Consider the following 18,761-nt stretch of genomic DNA (forward strand, 5'->3'; position numbering starts at 1 on the left):
CGCAATCTGGCACGGGATCGGTGAAGGAAGGCTTAACGCTGCAGGGTCTGCGCGGGCGTCAGCCCTTCATCTCGTCCCAGAAGTCCTTGATCTTCTGGAAGAAGCCCTGTGTTTGCGGGCTGTTGTCGGCCTTGATGGTCTCGAATTCGCGCAACAGGTCCTTTTGCCGCGCGGTCAGGTTGACCGGGGTTTCGACCGAGAGTTCGATCAGCATGTCGCCGGATTCGCCGTTCAGACCGGGGCCGTGGCGCAGGGGGGGCATGCCCTTGCCGCGCAGGCGCAACTGCTTGCCCGATTGCGTCCCGGCCGGAACCTTGACGCGCGAGCGGCCGCCGTCGATCGTCGGCACCTCGATTTCGCCGCCCAAGGCGGCGGTCGACATGCTGACCGGCACCTGACAGGCCAGCATCCTGCCGTCGCGGATGAAGATCGGGTGGTCCTTGACCTCGATGAAGATGTAAAGATCGCCCGCCGGGCCGCCGCGCATGCCGGCCTCGCCCTCACCGGCAAGGCGGATGCGGGTGCCGGTCTCGACCCCTGCCGGGATGCTGACCGAGAGCGCGCGTTCCTTTTCGATACGGCCGGCGCCACGGCATTCCTTGCAGGGATTCTTGACGATCTGGCCCTGGCCGTTACAGGTCGGGCAAGTGCGCTCGACGGTGAAAAAGCCCTGTGTTGCCCGTACCTTGCCCATGCCCGAACAGGTCGGGCAGGTGGCCGGTTCCACCGCGCCCTCGGCGCCGGTGCCATTGCATGCCCCACAAGCGACCGAGCCGGGCACGTTGATGGTCTTTTGCACGCCGTGATAGGCGTCCTCCAGCGAGACGCGCAAGTTGTAGCGCAGGTCCTGACCGCGGCTGGCGCGCGAGCGTCCGCCACCGGCGCCGCCCTGACGGCGGCCCATCATGTCGCCGAACATATCCTCGAACACATCGGCAAAGGCCGAGCCGAAATCACCTTGGCCGCCACGTCCAAAGCCGCCGAAGCCGCCGCCACCGCCATTTTCAAAGGCGGCATGGCCAAAGCGGTCATAGGCGGCCTTTTTCTGGTCGTCCTTGAGGCATTCGTAAGCCTCGTTCACTTCCTTGAATTCGGCCTCCGAGACTTTGCAATCCTTGTTGCGGTCGGGGTGCAACTGCTTGGCCTTGCTGCGATAGGCCTTCTTGATCTCGTCGGCCGATGCGCTGCGTACAACGCCCAGCACATCGTAATAATCACGTTTCGCCATGTCGGTCGCGTCCGGGATCCTTAAAGGAATGGCCGGCCCGTGCGGGTTTGCAGCGGGCCGGCCGATACGTTTGCACCGCGCTTACTTGCGCTTGTCTTCGCCGAGATCCTCGAAATCGGCATCGACGATCTCGTCATCGACGTCGCGGGGACCGGCTTCGGGGTCGGCATCGGCCGATCCGCCCTCGGACTGGCTGGCCTTGTAGATGGCCTCACCCAGCTTCATCGAGGCATCCATCAGGTTCTGGATGCCGCCCTTGATCTTGCCGGCATCCTCGGACTTGAGCGAATCCTCAAGCGCGCCGATGGCCAGTTCGATCGCCTCGACGGTCGAGCCATCCACCTTGTCGCCATGCTCTTCCAGCGACTTCTTGGTGGTGTGGATCAGGCTTTCGGCCTGGTTCTTGGCCTCGACCAGTTCCTTGCGCTTCTTGTCCGCGTCGGCATTGGCCTCGGCGTCCTTGACCATCTGGTTGATCTCGTCATCCGACAGCCCGCCCGAGGCCTGGATGGTGATCTTTTGCTCCTTGCCGGTGCCCTTGTCCTTGGCGCTGACCGACACGATGCCGTTGGCGTCGATGTCGAAGGTCACCTCGATCTGCGGCATGCCGCGCGGCGCCGGCGGGATGTTTTCCAGATTGAACTGGCCCAGCAGCTTGTTGTCTGCGGCCATTTCGCGCTCACCCTGGAAGACCCGGATGGTCACGGCGTTCTGGTTGTCCTCGGCGGTCGAGAAGATCTGCGATTTCTTGGTCGGGATCGTGGTGTTGCGGTCGATCAGGCGGGTGAACACGCCACCCAGCGTCTCGATGCCCAGGGACAGCGGGGTCACGTCCAGCAGCACGACGTCTTTCACGTCGCCCTGCAGCACGCCGGCCTGAATGGCGGCGCCAAGGGCCACGACTTCGTCCGGGTTCACGCCCTTATGCGGTTCCTTGCCAAAGAAGGCGGTCACTTCCTCGATCACCTTGGGCATGCGGGTCATGCCGCCGACCAGAACGATCTCGTCGATGTCGCCTTTCGACATGCCGGCATCTTTCAGCGCGTCCTGAACCGGCTTCATCGTGCGTTTGATCAGGTCGCCGACCAGGCTTTCCAGCTTGGCGCGGGTCAGTTTCATGACCATGTGCAGCGGCGTGCCCGAGTTCCTGTCCATCGAGATGAACGGCTGGTTGATCTCGGTCTGGCTGGCCGAGGACAGTTCGATCTTGGCCTTTTCCGCCGCCTCTTTCAGACGCTGCAGGGCCATCTTGTCCTTGGTCAGGTCGACGCCGTGCTCTTTCTTGAACTCGTCGGCGAGGTAGTTGACGATGCGCATGTCGAAATCTTCGCCGCCCAGGAACGTGTCCCCGTTGGTCGATTTCACCTCGAACAACCCGTCGTCGATTTCCAGAATGGTGATGTCGAAGGTGCCGCCGCCAAGGTCATAGACCGCGATGGTTTTCGAATCCTTCTTGTCCAGACCGTAAGCCAGCGCGGCGGCGGTCGGCTCGTTGATGATGCGCAGCACCTCAAGCCCGGCGATCTTGCCGGCGTCCTTGGTCGCCTGACGCTGGGCGTCGTTGAAATAGGCGGGGACGGTGATGACGGCCTGGGTGACCGGCTCGCCCAGATAGCTTTCGGCGGTTTCCTTCATCTTCTGCAGGATGAAGGCGGAAATCTGGCTGGGGGAATACTTGTCGTCCCGGACCTCGACCCAGGCGTCGCCATTGCCGCCATCGACGATCTCATAGGGGACCAGTTTCTTGTCCTTTTCCACCTCGGGGTCGGTGGTGCGGCGGCCGATCAGGCGCTTGACGGCGAAAACGGTGTTCGAGGGGTTGGTGACGGCCTGACGCTTGGCCGGCTGGCCGACCAGACGCTCGCTGTCGGTGAAGCCGACGATCGAGGGCGTGGTGCGCGCGCCTTCCGCGTTCTCGATGACCTTGGGCTGGCTGCCATCCATGATGGCGACGCAGCTGTTCGTGGTCCCGAGGTCGATGCCGATGACTTTAGACATGCAATAACCTTTCTTGCGGCGATATAAATAGGCTTCGGGTCCCATGAGGCCCCCGGAACCTGGATCCCTTGATTGCCCCGAGCGGACTCTTCGGCGAGTCCCCCGGTATTCTTGGGCCTATATAGGAAGGGGTCCGGCGGCCTGCAAGCAGCGCCTGCGGCAGAAATTGCGCCTTTCTGGCGGCCGCGGCGCGACATTCCGGCCCGCCGGTCAGCGCCCGGCCGACCAGCTGACCGACACGGCCTTGCGGGTCACGAATTCGCCCATCAGCCCGATCATCAGCAACGCCAGCGTGGTATAGACGGGGTATTCCAGGTTCGAGTTGCGCGGCGCGTAATTGATGAAGGCATAGCCGCGCGTCTGGTCGATGATGTGAAACAGCGGGTTCCAGGAAAAGGCGTGCAGCAGCGCCGGGGACATGGTGTTGGCCACGAACATCTTGCCGGAAAACACCATGTTGACGCGCTGGAAGAACATGGTCAGCACCTGCGCCCCCTGCGGCCACCATGGCCGCAGCGACAGGAAGATCAGCCCGATGCAGCAGCCGCAGAACCACGACAGCAGCAACATCGCATAGCAGGCCAGCGGATCCTCGATATGGATCGGCTCGACGAAGTAATTATAGGCCGTCATCACCACGAAGGCCGCGAAGGTCTGCTTGTATAGCGAAGCCAGCGCCGCGGCCGAGATCACCACCGCCGTGTTCATCGGCCCGTGCTTCATGATCTGGCTGTTGGGCCCGCCAGAGCCCGAGACCGCGCCGATGGCCTGCGAAAAGGCCATGAACATGAAGATGCCGGTCATGATATAGACGATGAAATCGCCCCGGATCGGCGAATAGCGCACGCCGATGATGAAATATATCAGGTAGAACCCCAGGATCATGGCGACGGCCTGGACCACCGTCATCATCAGACCGACAATGGCGTTGCGCTGGCCCTTGCGCAGATTGTTCACGGTCACATGATAGATCAGCGCCAGCGTCGTGAACGCGGCCTCGACCATGTTGCGACTGCGGCGTTGCGTAAACATCGCTGATCGGTCTTTCACTGGGGCAGGGCGGGGCGCTTGCCCTGCGCGATCCGCCGCATCATAACAAACGGGAAAACCATATATATAATCAGCGCCGCATGCCGGTAAACCCGGGACCGAAAGGAAAACCTATGCAATTCGATCAAATGATTGCCGAGATGCGCCGCCTTGCCCTGCTTGCCGGTGACAGGATCATGCAGATCTATGGTGCCGAGGATTTTGAGGTCCGGTCAAAATCCGACGCATCCCCGGTGACCGAGGCCGATGAGGCCGCCGACGCGCTGATCTCTGCCGGTCTGCGCGCGGCCTTTCCCGATATTCCGCTGGTGACCGAGGAGCAGGCCGAGACCCATGGGCAAAGCCTGTCGACCTTCCTGATCGTCGATCCGCTGGACGGGACCAAGGAATTCGTCCAGCGGCGCGGTGATTTCACCGTCAATATCGCCTATGTCGAAAACGGCACGCCGCGCTTTGGCGTGGTCTATGCCCCGGCCAAGGGGCGGCTGTTCTATACCGCCGCGCATGGCGGCTCGGTCGAGGAAAAGGGCCCCTTTGGCGCGCAGCCGGGCGAGGTCACGCCCATCGGCGTCAATTCGATGCCCGACAATCGCGGGCTGATGGTGGTGGCCTCAAAATCGCATCGCGACGCCGCGACCGACGCCTATATCGACCATTACGCGGTGCGCGACATGACTTCGGCGGGCAGTTCGCTGAAATTCTGCCTTGTCGCGACGGGCGAGGCCGATCTTTATCCGCGCCTTGGCCGGACCATGGAATGGGACACGGCGGCGGGCGATGCGGTGCTGCGCGGCGCGGGTGGCGAGGTGGTGCGTTTCGACGACCACACCCCCTTGGCCTATGGCAAGCCCGGTTTCGACAATCCCTTCTTCATCGCCTATGCGCCCGGCGTGCTGCTGGTGCGGGAGTAAACCCATGTCTGTCGTCATCGTCATTCCCGCCCGCCATGCCTCGACCCGCTATCCCGGCAAGCCGCTGGTGGAATTGCGCGGCGCCTCGGGGCAGGGGCTCAGCCTGATCCGCCGCAGCTGGGAGGCGGCGCGGGCCGCGCAGGGCATCGACCGGGTGATCGTCGCCACCGATGACGACCGCATCCGCGAGCATGCCGAGGGCTTCGGGGCCGAGGTGGCGATGACCTCGACCAGCGCCCGAAACGGCACCGAACGCTGCGCCGAGGCCGTGGCCAATCTGGGCCTGACCCATGATATCGTGGTCAACCTGCAGGGCGACGCGCCGCTGACGCCCGCCTGGTTCGTCGAGGATCTGGTCGCGGGCCTGCGTGCCGATCCGGGCGCCGATGTGGCGACGCCGGTCCTGCGCTGCACCGGCGCCATGCGCTCCGAGCTGATCGCCGACCGCGTCGCGGGCCGCGTCGGCGGCACCACCGCCGTCTTCGGTCACGACCGGCGCGGGCTTTATTTCTCGAAAGAGGTGATCCCCTTTGCCGCCGGCGATTTCGGCCCCAGCGACCCGACCCCAGTCTATCACCATGTCGGCGTCTATGCCTATCGCCCCGCCGCGCTGGCCGAATACCCAAGCTGGGGCGAGGGGCGTCTTGAACAGCTTGAGGGGCTCGAGCAATTGCGTTTCCTTGAACGTGGCCGCCGCATCCTGTGCGTCGAGGTCGAGGCGCGGGGCCGTGAATTCTGGGAGCTGAACAACCCCTCGGATGTGGGCAAGCTGGAATCGATGATGCAGCGCATGGGCATCGCCTGATGCAGCCAGCGCCGGGGCGCGCGCCGCGATGCAGTGTCATCGTCGTCTCGCGTCACCGGCCGCAGCATCTGGCCCGCTGCCTGGCCGCCCTGGCCCGCCAGACCCATCCCGAATATGAAATCGTGCTGGTCGCCGACCCGGCCTCCGTGGGTATCTGCGCGGACCTGCCGCTGAAGCGCCGGGCCTTTGACATCCCGAACATCTCGCTGGCCCGGAACGAGGGCATCGCGCTGGCCGCCGCCCCGGTCGTGGCCTTCATCGACGATGACGCCATCGCCCTGCCCGGCTGGGCCGAGGCGCTGACCCGGCCTTTTGCCGATCCGCGCGTGCTGGCCGGGACCGGCTTTACCCGTGGCCCCGACGGGCTGAGCTGGCAGGCGCGGGCCGAGCGGATGACGGCCTCGGGTCAGGCCATCCCCTTTGATCTGGATGAGCCTGCCCTGCTCGCGCCCGAGGACGGCTGCCCGATCAGCACCATCGGCACCAATTGCGCCTTTCGCCGCGAGACGCTGCTGGAGATCGGCGGCTTTGATGGGGCATTTCCCTATCATCTGGACGAAAGCGATGTGAACATGCGCCTCTGCGCGCGGTTTCCGCAGGGGCTGACGGCGGTGGTGCCACAGGCGCAGGTGATCCATGGTATTGCGCCGGGTTCGGGCCGCGCCGGGGCGGGCGTGCCGCAGGATCTGACGCAGATCGGCCGCTCGTCCGCGATCTTTGCCGCGCGCCATGGTGGTGACGCGAGGTGGGTGCAGATTAGTCAGCGGCGGCGCTTGCTGCGTCATATGGTCGCGGGGCGGCTTGATCCTTTCGCGGTGGCGCCGCTGATGGCGACGCTGCGGGCAGGATTGGCCGAGGGGCGGGCGCTGTGCCCGCCGCCTCCAGTCGGAAAACCGGCCGTTGCGTCTGATTTCGCGTCTGATTTCCGTCCCATTTCGGGCCATGCGCCCCGCCATGTGTTTCTGGCGGGATGGCATTGGCGGGCGGGGTCCTTGCGCGAATCCGCCGCCCGCGCGGTCGCGGCGGGCGATCTGGCCACGATCCTGCTGATGACCCCCAGCGTCCTGCCGCATCGCATGGTGATGGGCGAGGGCGGCTGGTGGGAACAGCGCGGCGGGCTTTGGGGCCCCTCGCGGCCGGGAGATTCACCAGTCTTTCTGATGGGTTGGCACAATCGCTGCGCGCGCGAGCGGGGAAATTCGCTGGACCTGGGCGTGAAATCGGCGGAAACTGGCAACGGATAAAGAAAAAATTCGCCTGGTCTGAATTTAGACGGAACGGTTTGGCTCTTACCGCGCTTGTTGCGCAGTCGCGAACAAACGGGGATAACCCCCAAAAAGGTTGGCGCAGACGTCAGGAGACCTATTGATGAGTCGTAAAGTAACCAAGGCCATCTTCCCCGTGGCTGGCCTGGGCACCCGCTTTCTTCCCGCAACGAAGAGCATTCCCAAGGAAATCATGACCTTGGTGGACCGCCCGTTGATCCAATACGCGATCGACGAGGCCCGTGCTGCCGGGATCGAAGAGTTCATCTTCGTTACCTCGCGCGGCAAGGGTGCGCTTGAGGACTATTTCGACCATGCCCACGAACTGGAATCGAATCTGAAAAAGGCCAACAAGACCGACCTGCTGGACGTGCTGCGCGGCACCAACATGGATTCGGGCGCCATCGCCTATATCCGCCAGCACAAGGCACTGGGGCTGGGTCACGCGGTCTGGTGCGCCCGCCGTCTTGTCGGCGACGAGCCCTTTGCCGTCATCCTGACCGATGACGTCATCATGGGCGAGCCGCCCTGCCTTCAGCAGATGATCGAGGCCTATCAGGACACCGGCGGCAGCATGGTCGCGACCATGGAAGTGCCGCTGGACAAGACCAAGGCTTACGGCGTCCTTGACGTGGCCGAGGACATGGGCGCCATCGTCCGCGCCAAGGGCATGGTCGAAAAGCCCAAGGAAAACCCGCCCTCGAACCTGGCGGTGATCGGGCGCTATATCCTTGCCCCGACGGTGCTCAACAACCTCAACAAGCTCAAGCAGGGCTCGGGCGGGGAAATCCAGCTGACCGACGCCATTGCCGACGAGATCGCCGAAGGGCGCGGCGTCTATGGCCTGCGCTTCCGCGGCCAGCGCTTCGACTGCGGCTCGAAAGCCGGTTTCCTGCAGGCGACCGTGGCCTTTGGCCTTGCACGCGAAGATCTCAAGCACGAGTTCGCCGAATACCTTTCGGATATCAACTCGATCCTGAAGGCGGCGGAATAAGGCATGACGGCGACGGTATTGGTGACGGGCGGTGCGGGCTATATCGGCTCGCATGCCTGCAAGGCGTTGCGTGATGCGGGTTTCGTCCCGGTCACTTATGACAACCTCTGCACCGGCTGGCGCGAGGCGGTGAAATTCGGCCCCTTCGAACAGGGCGAATTGCTGGACCGCGCCCGGCTGGACGAGGTTTTCGCCCGCCACCGGCCGATTGCCGTCATGCATTTCGCCGCACTGAGCCAGGTCGGCGAAGCCATGGCCCAGCCGGGCAAATACTGGCGCGGCAATGTCAGCGCCTCGCTGAGCCTCATCGAGGCGACGCTGGCTGCGGGCGTGCGCAATTTCGTCTTTTCCTCGACCTGCGCCACTTACGGCGATCATGACGGGGTGGTGCTGGACGAAAACACCCCGCAACTGCCGCTGAACGCTTATGGCGCCAGCAAGCGCGCGATCGAGGACATGCTGAAGGACTTCGGCGCCTCGGACGGGCTCTCCAGCGTGATTTTCCGCTATTTCAACGTCGCCGGCGCCGATCCCGAGGGCGAGGTGGGCGAGTTCCACCAGCCCGAGACGCATCTGGTGCCGCTGATTCTGGACGCCATCGACGGCAAGCGCCCGGCGCTGACCATCCATGGCACCGATTATCCGACCCCGGATGGCACCTGCATCCGCGACTATGTCCATGTCATGGACCTGGTCGACGCCCATGTGTTGGGCCTGCGGCACCTGCTGGCCGGCAAGGTCGCCAAGGGCGGCCATGATGTCTTTTGCCTTGGCACCGGCAACGGCTTTTCGGTGCGCGAGGTGATCGACCATTCGAAATATGTCACCAACCGGCCCGTGCCGCTGACCGAAGGTCCGCGCCGGGGCGGTGATGCGGTCAAGCTTGTCTCGGGCAGCGAAAAGGCGATTGCGGTGCTGGGCTGGAACCCGGCCCGCTCGACCCTGCCGCAGATGATCGGCGACGCCTGGCGCTGGCATCAGAACGGTGGCTATGGCGCCTGAGCCGGCGATCCTGCTGGATGTTTCGCGGCTGATTTCCCGGCTTGGACAGGGGCCGGCGACCGGCATCGACCGGGTCGAGGCGGAATGGCTGGCCCATCTGCAGACCCGTCCGCATCTCTTGCTGTGCCGGGTGCCGCGCGGGCAGTTGCTGCTGCCCCCTGCCGCCGGTGCGGCGATCCTGCGCTGGGGCGCGGGCGACACCGCCGACCTGCCGCCGCCGGGGTTTCTGGACCGGCTGCGCGGCCGGCGGCACATCCGTGCCCGGGCCGAGGCGGCGCTGCGGCGCATGGCGCTGGCCCGCGCCGGGCGCGATGGGCAGGGCCTCGCGCGCCGGGTCATCCGGCGCATGGGGCCGACCAGCTATCTCAATACCGGCCACAGCAACCTTGAGGCGCGGCTGTGGCAAAACCTGCGGGGCTTGCGCCGCGTTGTGCTGATCCATGACACGATCCCGCTGGATCACCCCGAATTCACCCGCACCGGCCAGTCCGAGAAATTCCGCGCCCGCTTTGCCGCCGCGCTTGGCCATGCCGATCTGGTGCTGACCGTCTCGCAGGCGACGCGGGCAGATGTGCTGCGCTGGCGCGACCGGCTGGGCCTGCCCGACCGCGCGCCTGTCGAGGCCGTGCCCCTTGGCACAAGGCTGGCCGAGCCGGCCCTGCTGCCCAGCGATGCCGGTCCCATCCCGCTGGACCGGCCCTTTTTCGTCACGCTGGGCACGATCGAGCCGCGCAAGAACCACGCGCTGCTGCTGGACGCCTGGCAAGAACTGGCGCGGCGGATGCCCCCCGAACGCCTGCCACGGCTTTATATCATCGGCCGGCGCGGCTGGGAAAACCATCAGGTCTTTGCCCGGCTGGATGCGCTGCCCCGCGACGGCATGGTGCGCGAATTCGCGGGTCTGGATGATGGCGCTGTCGCCTATCTGCTGACCCATTGCCACGGCCTTCTGATGCCGAGCCGGGCCGAGGGCTTTGGCCTGCCTCTGACCGAGGCCGCCGCGCGCGGCATCCCGGTCCTGTCGGCGCCGCTGCCCGCCGCGCGCGAGATCCTGGGAAGCTATGCGCGCTGGCTGTCGCCGGACGATGCGCGCGGCTGGGCCGGCGCAGTGGCGCTTCTGGCGGCCGAGGCGCCGCTGCGCCTGCCGCCGCCGCAGTTGCGCGATTGGGACATGTATTTCGCGCAGGCCCATGACCTCCTGCACGAGCGATTGCGCAACCGGGCCATGGCCGCTATGCCCGGTCTGTCACAGGTGAAGTAGGTCCGTGCTGCGGCTATTCCGTTTCTATCGACGTCAATTCAGGCTGCGGGCCCGGCGGCAATGGCTGCTGGCGCGCGCGATCCGGCGTCGGCGCGCCCTGGCGGCGGTTGCGGACCGCACCGCCGCCATCCGGCCGGACGATATCCTGCTGTTCATGGTCATGCGCAATGAGGCCGTCCGCCTGCCGTATTTCCTGGACTATTACCGCAATATGGGGATCCGGCATTTCCTGGTCGTCGATAACGGCTCCGAGGATGGCGGGCGCGACTATCTGCGGACGCAGCCGGACGTGTCGCTGTGGCTGACCCGTGCGAGCTACAAGGAATCGCGCTTTGGCATGGACTGGCTGAACTGGCTTTTGCGCAAGCATGGCAGCGGGCATTGGTGCCTGACCGTCGATCCCGACGAATTTCTGATCTATCCGCATTGCGACACCCGGCCGCTGCTGGCGCTGACCGACTGGTTGGACGCCTCGGCGGCCAGGTCCTTTTCGGCCATGCTGCTGGACATGTATCCCAAGGGGTCGCTGCACGAGCAGCCCTATCGCTCTGGCCAGAACCCGTTCGAGATCGCGCGCTGGTTCGATCCGGCCAATTACTCGATCCGCAAGAACGGCGCCTATGGCAATCTGTGGATCCAGGGTGGCGTGCGCGGGCGGGTGTTCTTTCACGACGATCCCGAAAACGGCCCGGCCCTGAACAAGATCCCGCTGGTGCGCTGGGAACGCTGGTACGCCTATGCCAGTTCGACCCATATGCTGCTGCCGCGCTCGCTGAACCTCGTCTATGACGAGGATGGCGGCGAGAAGGCCTCGGGCTGCCTGTTGCACGCCAAGTTCCTCTCGACCTTCGTCGAGAAATCGGCCGAGGAGCTGACGCGCCGGCAGCACTATGCCGACAGCCACGAATACAAGGCCTATCACGACGCCTTGCAGGGCGGCCCGGAATTCTGGTGCGAGCATTCCTGCGAATTGCACGACTGGCACCAGCTTGAGGAGCTGGGCCTGATCTCGACGGGGAACTGGGCATGAACGCCGCTGTGCCGATCGAGGATATCAGGCTGGGCGTGGTCATGCTGTGCCACAATGAGCTGGCCATCGCCGCGCGCATGGCACGCATCTGGGTCGAGGGCGGCGCGGCGGTCGCGGTCCATGTCGACGCCAAGACGCGCGGCCCCGATGTCACCGAGATGCGCGATGGGCTGGCCGACCTGCCGCAGGTGGTGTTCAGCCGCCGCCATGTCTGCGAATGGGGCACCTTCAGCCTTGTGCGCGCGACCCAGGACGCGGCCGAGCTGCTGCTTGAGAAATTCCCGGACGTGACGCATGTCATCCTGGTGTCCGGCGCCTGCCTGACCTTGCGGCCGGTCAGCGACCTTTGCGCCTATCTTGCGCGGTATTCGCAGCGCGACTTCATCGAAAGCGTCACCGTCGAGGATGTGGGCTGGACCGTCGGCGGCCTGAACGAAGAGCGGTTCACGCTTCGCTTTCCCTTCTCGTTCCGTCGCCAGCGCAAGCTATTCGACCGCTATGTGGCGCTGCAACGCCGGGTCAAGTTCAAGCGCCGTATCCCCGCGGGGCTGGTGCCGCATCTGGGCTCGCAATGGTGGTGCCTGACGCGCCGGACGCTGGACGCCATCCTGAACGATCCGCGCCGGGCCGAGTTCGACCGCTATTTCCGGCGCGTCTGGATCCCCGACGAAAGCTATTTCCAGACGCTGGCGCGGCGCCATTCCCTGCAGATCGAAAGCCGGTCGCTGACGCTGTCCAAGTTCGACGATCAGGGCAAGCCCTATATCTTCTATGACGATCACCTGCTGTTGCTGCGCGAATCGGGCTGCTTTCTTGCCCGCAAGATCTGGCCGCGCGCCGGGCGGCTTTACGACCGCTTGCCGCCGCCGGCGCATGACGCGCCCTCGGCGGCTGAGCCGACGCCCGAACGGTTGGATCGCATCATCGCCCAGGCCGTCGCGCGCCGCCGGCTGGGGCGGCCGGGTCTTTACATGCAAAGCCGCTTTCCCCTCAAGGATCGCGAGAACGGCAAGACCTCGGCGCCCTATGCGGTGATGCTGGGCTTTGCCGACATCTTTCCCGATTTCGAGCCCTGGCTGGCCGAGCGCATCGATGCCGATGTGCATGGCCATCTGTTTGCCAGGCATGGCGTCGAATTCGCCGGCCGGGCGTTGACCGGCCCGGGGGCGCTGTCAAACAGCGCCGCCTTGCGCGATCTTGACCCGCGCAGCTTTCTGGCCAACCTCATCCGGATTTCCTGGCGCATGCAGGTCTGGCAGCACAGCCCGCGCGACGCGCAGCAGTTGAACTGGTTCATGGCCACCGACCGCAACGCGCGCATCTATGTGGTGACCGGCGCCTGGGCGGTGCCCCTGCTGCATTCGGGCATGCCCTTTGACGACATCCGCCGCGTGGCGGCGGATCTGCAGCGCATCGAACTGGCGCAGATCAACATCCTGCGCTCGGTCTGGCTCAAGGCGCGGACGCAGATCTGGGATCTTGGCGATTTCTGTGCCCGTCCGTCCGGCGTTCTGGGCGCGGTGCTGCGCGATCTGGGCGGCGATCCCGACGCCGCCGCCGACATGCCGCAGATGCGCGACCTGGCTGGCATGGGGCGGTTTCTGCAGCGGCTGCGCAATGCCGGCTTGCGGCCGCAATTGATGGGCGAATTCCCGGTGGTCGATCCGACCCGCAGCCATGAGGGATCATGACATGACCCAGGCCTTTACCAGCTTCGTCATCTTCGCCGAGATGCGCACCGGCTCGAACCTGCTTGAGGCGACGCTGAACGCCATCAAGCGCGTCACCTGTTTCGGCGAGGCGTTCAACCCCTACATGATGGGTTGGCCCGACAAGGACGAGCTCAGGGGCATCACCATGGCCGAGCGCGACGCCGATCCGCACCGGCTGCTGGCGACGATCTTCGACAAGCCCAACCACCTGCCGGGATTTCGCTATTTCCACGATCACGACCCGCGCGTCCTTGACGCCATCATCGAGAACCGCGCCTGCGCCAAGATCATCCTGACCCGCAATCCGGTGGACAGTTTCGTCTCGACCGCGCTGGCGCGCGCCACCAACCAGTGGAAGCTGAACGAGACCGAGACCGTCATCCCGGCCGCCATTCCCTTCGACCCCGCCGAGTTCCGGCAGGTCACCGGCGCCATCGAGGAATTTCAGCTGAACCTGATGCACCGGTTGCAGGTCAGCGGGCAAAGCGCCTTCTGGCTGGGCTATGAGGATCTGCGCGACGAAGGCGTCATGACCGGCCTTCTGCACTGGCTAGGCCGCACCGATCTGGAACGGGTCGAGCCGGCCAGCGATCAGGTGCCGCAAAACCCGCGCGAACTGGCCGAGAAGGTCACGAATTTCGACGAGATGCAGGCCGAGCTGGCGCAGCTTGATCCGTTCATGCTGCGCCGCATCCCGAATTTCGAGCCGCGCAAAGGGCCTGCCGTGCCCTCGTTCATCGGCGCCGAGGCGGGCAAGGGGCTGATCTTCATGCCGATCAAGGGCGGCCCGTCCCAGCAGATCGCCGACTGGCTGGCGAAAATGGGCGAGATCAAGGGCGATTTCAACCAAAGCAGCCTGCGGCAATGGAAGCGCGACCATGCCGGCCATCGCAGCTTTACCGTGCTGCGCCACCCGATCCTGCGGGCATGGACGGCTTTCGAATCGCTGCTGGCGGGCAAGAAGGCTGAGCTGCGCCAGCTGATGCGCGACATCTACCGCGTGGCCCTGCCGCCGGACGAGGCGCTTGCCGCGCTGGACGACGGCCGCAAGGCCGAACTCTTCGAGGCATTTCTGGATTTCCTGCGCCGCAATCTGAACGGCCAGACCTCGCTGCCGACCTTTCCCGGCTGGGCCAGCCAGTCCGAGATTCTGGCCGGCTTCTCGCGCTTCGGCGTCCCTGATCTGGTCCTGCGCGAGGCCGATCTGGTCCGCGATCTGGCCTGGCTTGCGGCCTGCACCAGGATCAAGGACCCGGTCACCGCGCCCGATCCGTCGGCATTCCCGGAATTCCTGAACGAACAGCCCCTGCGCGCGGCGGCGAAAAAGGCCTATCTGCGCGACTATGTCGCCTTCGGGTTCTCCGGCCAGCCCTGAGCATCGGCCGTGAACGTCAACCCTGCGGGGTCATGGCCTTGCGCTGGCGGGTGCGCTCCAGCCCCAGCTGGTGTTCGCGCCAGATGATCAGGATGCCGGCGGTGATGACCAGCGCGGCACCGGCCAGCATCACCAGCGTCGGCGCCTCGCCAAAGAAGAACCAGCCGATCAGCAGCGCCAGCAGCATCGAGACATATTCGAACGGCGCCACCAGCGAGGCATCGGCATAGCGATAGGCGGTGGTCATCAGGATCTGCGCGACCCCGCCCATCAGCCCGATCCCGACCAGCAGCGCGGCGGTGCGGGCATCGGGCATCACCCAGCCAAAGGGCAGCGTCAGCAGCCCCAGCAGCGTCGAGGTGACCGAGAACCAGAAGACGATGGCCGAGATGCTTTCCTCGCGCACCAGCTTGCGCACGAAGATCTGCGCCAGCGCCGTGCAGGCGGCGGCGCCCAGCGTGACCACGGCGCCAAGGGTTTCCCTGTAGCCGATCCCGGTGCCGGTGCTCAGATGCGGCGACAGCACGATGATGACGCCGACCATGCCCAGAACCACCATGGACAGCCGGAACAGCCGCACATCCTCGCCCAGAAACATGGCGGCAAAGATCACCACCATCAGCGGCGCGGCATAGCCGATCGCGGTGACCTCGGGGAATGGCAGCAGCGCCAGGGCCCAGAACCCCAGCCCCATCGAGGCGGTGCCGATGATGCCACGATAGAAATGCCCCATCGGCCGGTGCGTGCGCAGCCCGCTGCCCAGCTCGCCCCGCGCCGCCAGCCAGATCAGGATCACCGGGATCGCGAAAAGCGAGCGGAAAAACACCTGCTGGCCCGGCGGCACGCCAAGCCCCCCGTCCGAGGTCGCCTTGACCGCCGCGCCCATGAAGGTGAAGACGACGACGCTGAGGCATTTCAGCATGATGCCGCGCAGGGGGCTTTGCGGCGCGGTCTGGACGGGCCGGGTCATGGCAGCCGTCCGCAGGCCCAGCGGGCCGCATCGGCGACGGCGGGGTCGGGATCATGCAGCAACGCCTCGGCCGCCGGGCGCAGGTCGGGGCGGCCGGAATTGCCGATGGCGTAAAGGACGTTTCTGACCATGCGGTCGCGGCCGACGCGCTTGATCGGGCTGCCGGAAAAGCGCTCGCGGAAGGCGGCATCGTCCAGCGCCGCGAATTCGGCCAGCGCCGGGCCGCCATGGGGGCCGTGATAGCGCAGCTCGGTCGCGGCTTGTGCGAACTTGTTCCACGGGCAGGCGGCAAGGCAGTCGTCGCAGCCATAGATGCGGTTGCCCAGCAAGGGCCGCAATTCGGGGTCCACCGGGCCTTTGTGTTCGATGGTCAGATACGAGATGCAGCGCCGCGCATCCAGTTGATAGGGCGCGGGGAATGCGCCGGTCGGGCAGGCGTCCAGACAGGACCGGCACGAGCCGCAATGTTCACGCTCGGGTGCGTCTTTGGGCAGGTCCAGCGTGGTGAAGATGGCGCCCAGAAAGAACCAGCTTCCCAGTTCGCGCGACAAAAGATTGGTGTGCTTGCCCTGCCAGCCCAGCCCGGCGGCCTGCGCCAGGGGCTTTTCCATGACCGGGGCGGTATCGACAAAGACCTTGATCTCGCAGCCGGTCAGGCCGACCAGCCAGCCGCCCAGCCGTTTCAGGCGCTTCTTGACGATGTCGTGGTAATCCTTGCCCTGCGCATAGACGCTGACCGCGCCGCGATCGGGGTGGGTCAGGATTTCGACCGGGTCATGTTCGGGGGTGTAAAGCTCGGCCAGCATGATGACCGAGCGCGCTTCGGGCCAGAGCGCGTCGGGCGCGGCGCGCCATGCCGTGCGTTCGGCCATCCAGCCCATCTGGCCGTGGCGGTCGGCCTTGAGAAAGGCCGCCAGCCGTTCGGGCAGTTGCGGATTGGCGTCGGGTGCGCAGATGCCAAGCGCCGAAAACCCCTCGGCGCGGGCCTGTTCCTCAAGCCGGGCGCGGATATCAGTGGGGTCAGAAATCCAGGAGCGCATAATGCGGCGCCGGATGTACCCCCGGCAGGTGGTCGGCCAGCAGGCTGCGGAAGGCCGGGCGCGACTTGATCTTGGCATACCATTCCTGGACCTCGATCGAATGAGTCCAGTCCACGTCCGAGATATAGTCAAGGCAGGAAAGATGCGCGGCGGCGGTGAAATCGGCCAGCGTCATCGTATCGCCCGCCAGCCAGCGGCGATGTTCCAGCAGGCTGCGCATATAGTCCATATGCCGACGGATGGCGCTAAGGCCGGCCTTGACCGTGCGCGAATCCGGATAACCCTGCCGCATGACCTTTTTCCAGACCCGTTCATTCATCACGGGTTTGGTCACCTCGGCGTTGAACTTGTCATCGAACCAGGCGCAAAGCCGGCGCACCTCATAGCGGTCGATGGACTGCGCGGGCATCAGGGGCGGCTGCGGGTGGGTCTCGTCCAGATATTCGCAGATCGCCTGGCTTTCCGCCAGAAGCCGGCCGTCCATGCGAAGGACCGGCAGCTTGCCGGCCGGGTTGCGGCGGGTCAGTTCGGAATCCGGCTCCCAATAGCGGTCCTCGACCAGTTCGACCTCGATGCGTTTTTCGGCCAGCACCAGCCGGACCTTGCGGCAAAAGGGCGACAGCGAGACGTGGTAAAGACGGATGGTGGAATTGGGCGAGGATGTATTCATCAGCTGAAAACCGGTTCATGCGCGGGCTTGCAGGTTGATACGCGCTGAGGGGCCGCGTTTCAACCGGCTTGGGGCCGCGACCGGCGTCGAAATGCGCGTCAGCGGGGCAGGCGCAGGCAGGCGTCGCGCCCATCCGCCGCGATGGTCGCCGCGCCGTCCGCAATCGCGCGGCTGCGGCGTGAGCCGGTCTTGGGCTGGCGGTCCTTGGGCGCGGGCAGGATCGCGGCCAAGGCCGCCGCCTGCCGTGCCGTCAGCTTGTCGGGTGTAGTGCCGAAATGATGCTTCGCCGCCGCCGCGACGCCAAAGACGCCGGGGCCGAATTCGGCAAGGTTCAGATAGACCTCGACGATGCGGCGCTTGGACCAGAGCGCCTCGATCATCGGCGTGTACAGCGTTTCCAGCAGCTTGCGCGGCCAGCTTCGGCCTTGCCACAGAAACACGTTCTTGGCCGTCTGCTGGGTCAGGGTCGAGGCCCCGCGTGCCGAACCCGAGGCGATGACCTTGCGGATCTCGGCCATGTCAAAGCCCCAATGGGCGCAGAAATTGGCGTCCTCGGCCGCAACGACCGAGCGGACCATGACCGGGGCGATCTGGTCGATCGGGGTCCAGTCGCGGGGCGTGCCGGGATAGGTGCGGGTCTCGGTCAGGATGGTCCAGCTGGTCGGTGGGTTGATAAAGGAAAACAGAAACACCAGCACGAACATCAGGGCCAGCAGCCGGGCGCCGATCCAGCGCGCCCAGCCCCAGATCCGACCCCAGATCCGGCGCGCGAGCGCACTGAAAACGCCCCGGCGGGCGGGGCGTTCGGGCATCTCGGTCAGATCGTCCTGATGGCGGGGCATGGCAAGCGTCCTGTCATGGCCATGCCCCTTGCGTCAAGCCAAAGCCGGTCAGGCGGTCGGTTCGGTAGCCGCCGGTGCAGCATCCGCCGCCGGCACGCCAAGCGCGCTGCCCAGCTTGCCGCCATCAAAGGCCTCGCGCAGGCGGGCCTCTTCTGCCTCGGGCAGCGAGGTCTGCAGCACGCGCCCCTTCATGTGATAGCTTTCCAGCTTGGCCAGTACCTTGTCGGCGGTCATCTTGCGCACACGGATGAACACGCCCGAGCCGCCCGGCGGGATCGAGTTCCCCAGCTTGCGGATGAAATCGTCATTGATGCCGACATCGCTGAGCTTGCCCGCGATCGCGCCCGAGGCCGCGCCGACCGCCGCGCCCAGAAGCGGGTTCAGGAACAAAAGCCCGACCAGCGTGCCCCAGAAACCGCCGCCCACGGCGCCCGCCGCGGTCAGGTTCATGGCCTGATGCAGTTTGACCTCGCCCTTGGCGTCGCGGGTGACGACCACGGCGTCTTCAAGCTCGATCAGGTATTCCTGCTGCATCTTGACCAGTTCGGTGCGCAGCTCGAAGCCGTCGGCCTCGTTGTCGAATGCGATGACGAGAAGGTCGGACATGA

At 65.4% G+C, this 18,761-nt stretch carries 17 protein-coding genes; 9 read left to right on the forward strand and 8 right to left on the reverse strand.

Annotation, left to right across the window (positions count from 1 at the left end; all coding sequences use genetic code 11):
* Positions 1-58: 58 nt before the first annotated feature.
* The 3 genes from dnaJ to DFP89_RS13195 all read right to left on the reverse strand — a co-directional run bounded on the left by dnaJ (position 59) and on the right by DFP89_RS13195 (position 4,258).
* A complete protein-coding gene (gene dnaJ / locus DFP89_RS13185) occupies positions 59-1,228 on the reverse strand; it encodes a molecular chaperone DnaJ (RefSeq protein ID WP_114349860.1) in 1,170 nt (389 codons plus the stop codon).
* Positions 1,229-1,309: 81 nt separating this feature from the next.
* Positions 1,310-3,226: a molecular chaperone DnaK gene (dnaK, locus tag DFP89_RS13190; protein WP_114349861.1), complete on the reverse strand. Its 1,917-nt coding sequence runs from the start codon at positions 3,224-3,226 to the stop codon at positions 1,310-1,312.
* A 210-nt stretch (positions 3,227-3,436) separates the two neighbouring features.
* Positions 3,437-4,258, reverse strand: coding sequence for an ABC transporter permease (locus tag DFP89_RS13195; protein ID WP_114349862.1), 822 nt, complete (start codon positions 4,256-4,258; stop codon positions 3,437-3,439).
* 131 nt (positions 4,259-4,389) lie between these two features.
* Here DFP89_RS13195 and cysQ point away from each other — a divergent pair, with 131 nt between their 5' ends.
* The 9 genes from cysQ (at position 4,390) to DFP89_RS13240 (ending at position 14,631) form a co-directional block, all read left to right on the forward strand.
* A complete protein-coding gene (gene cysQ / locus DFP89_RS13200; protein WP_114349863.1) occupies positions 4,390-5,187 on the forward strand; it encodes a 3'(2'),5'-bisphosphate nucleotidase CysQ in 798 nt (265 codons plus the stop codon).
* 4 nt (positions 5,188-5,191) lie between these two features.
* Positions 5,192-5,992, forward strand: a complete 801-nt coding sequence (locus DFP89_RS13205; RefSeq protein WP_114349864.1) for a 3-deoxy-manno-octulosonate cytidylyltransferase — start codon at positions 5,192-5,194, stop codon at positions 5,990-5,992.
* Positions 5,992-7,236: a glycosyltransferase family 2 protein gene (locus DFP89_RS13210; protein ID WP_114349865.1), complete on the forward strand. Its 1,245-nt coding sequence runs from the start codon at positions 5,992-5,994 to the stop codon at positions 7,234-7,236. Before DFP89_RS13205 ends, DFP89_RS13210 begins: the two co-directional genes overlap by 1 nt.
* Before the next feature lie 124 nt (positions 7,237-7,360).
* On the forward strand, positions 7,361-8,251 hold the full coding sequence (locus DFP89_RS13215) for a UTP--glucose-1-phosphate uridylyltransferase (RefSeq protein WP_181870335.1): 891 nt from the start codon (positions 7,361-7,363) through the stop codon (positions 8,249-8,251).
* 3 nt (positions 8,252-8,254) lie between these two features.
* Positions 8,255-9,253: a UDP-glucose 4-epimerase GalE gene (gene galE, locus DFP89_RS13220; protein ID WP_114349867.1), complete on the forward strand. Its 999-nt coding sequence runs from the start codon at positions 8,255-8,257 to the stop codon at positions 9,251-9,253.
* Positions 9,243-10,514 carry a glycosyltransferase family 4 protein gene (locus tag DFP89_RS13225; RefSeq protein WP_114349868.1) on the forward strand — a complete coding sequence of 424 codons (1,272 nt, stop codon included), beginning with the start codon at positions 9,243-9,245 and terminating at the stop codon, positions 10,512-10,514. The genes galE and DFP89_RS13225 overlap by 11 nt, the downstream gene beginning before the upstream one ends.
* A 4-nt stretch (positions 10,515-10,518) precedes the next feature.
* Complete coding sequence (locus DFP89_RS13230; RefSeq protein WP_181870336.1) at positions 10,519-11,544, forward strand: glycosyltransferase family 2 protein; 1,026 nt, start codon at positions 10,519-10,521, stop codon at positions 11,542-11,544.
* Positions 11,541-13,235, forward strand: coding sequence for a beta-1,6-N-acetylglucosaminyltransferase (locus tag DFP89_RS13235; protein WP_245948730.1), 1,695 nt, complete (start codon positions 11,541-11,543; stop codon positions 13,233-13,235). Before DFP89_RS13230 ends, DFP89_RS13235 begins: the two co-directional genes overlap by 4 nt.
* A gap of 1 nt (position 13,236) precedes the next feature.
* Positions 13,237-14,631 (forward strand): hypothetical protein, encoded by a 1,395-nt coding sequence (locus DFP89_RS13240; protein WP_114349869.1) that lies wholly within the window; start codon positions 13,237-13,239, stop codon positions 14,629-14,631.
* 16 nt (positions 14,632-14,647) lie between these two features.
* On the opposite strand, the gene DFP89_RS13245 is transcribed toward DFP89_RS13240, so the two are convergent.
* The 5 genes from DFP89_RS13245 to DFP89_RS13265 all read right to left on the reverse strand — a co-directional run bounded on the left by DFP89_RS13245 (position 14,648) and on the right by DFP89_RS13265 (position 18,759).
* Complete coding sequence (locus DFP89_RS13245; protein ID WP_114349870.1) at positions 14,648-15,601, reverse strand: DMT family transporter; 954 nt, start codon at positions 15,599-15,601, stop codon at positions 14,648-14,650.
* Positions 15,598-16,641, reverse strand: a complete 1,044-nt coding sequence (gene queG / locus DFP89_RS13250; RefSeq protein ID WP_114349871.1) for a tRNA epoxyqueuosine(34) reductase QueG — start codon at positions 16,639-16,641, stop codon at positions 15,598-15,600. Before queG ends, DFP89_RS13245 begins: the two co-directional genes overlap by 4 nt.
* Positions 16,622-17,311 (reverse strand): FtsZ-binding protein FzlA, encoded by a 690-nt coding sequence (fzlA, locus tag DFP89_RS13255; RefSeq protein ID WP_114349872.1) that lies wholly within the window; start codon positions 17,309-17,311, stop codon positions 16,622-16,624. The genes queG and fzlA overlap by 20 nt, the downstream gene beginning before the upstream one ends.
* A gap of 98 nt (positions 17,312-17,409) precedes the next feature.
* Positions 17,410-18,153: a monofunctional biosynthetic peptidoglycan transglycosylase gene (gene mtgA, locus DFP89_RS13260; RefSeq protein ID WP_114349873.1), complete on the reverse strand. Its 744-nt coding sequence runs from the start codon at positions 18,151-18,153 to the stop codon at positions 17,410-17,412.
* Positions 18,154-18,201: 48 nt separating this feature from the next.
* Complete coding sequence (locus DFP89_RS13265) at positions 18,202-18,759, reverse strand: DUF1269 domain-containing protein (protein WP_114349910.1); 558 nt, start codon at positions 18,757-18,759, stop codon at positions 18,202-18,204.
* Positions 18,760-18,761: the final 2 nt, after the last annotated feature.

Source organism: Paracoccus lutimaris (assembly GCF_003337565.1).
GTDB lineage: Bacteria > Pseudomonadota > Alphaproteobacteria > Rhodobacterales > Rhodobacteraceae > Paracoccus > Paracoccus lutimaris.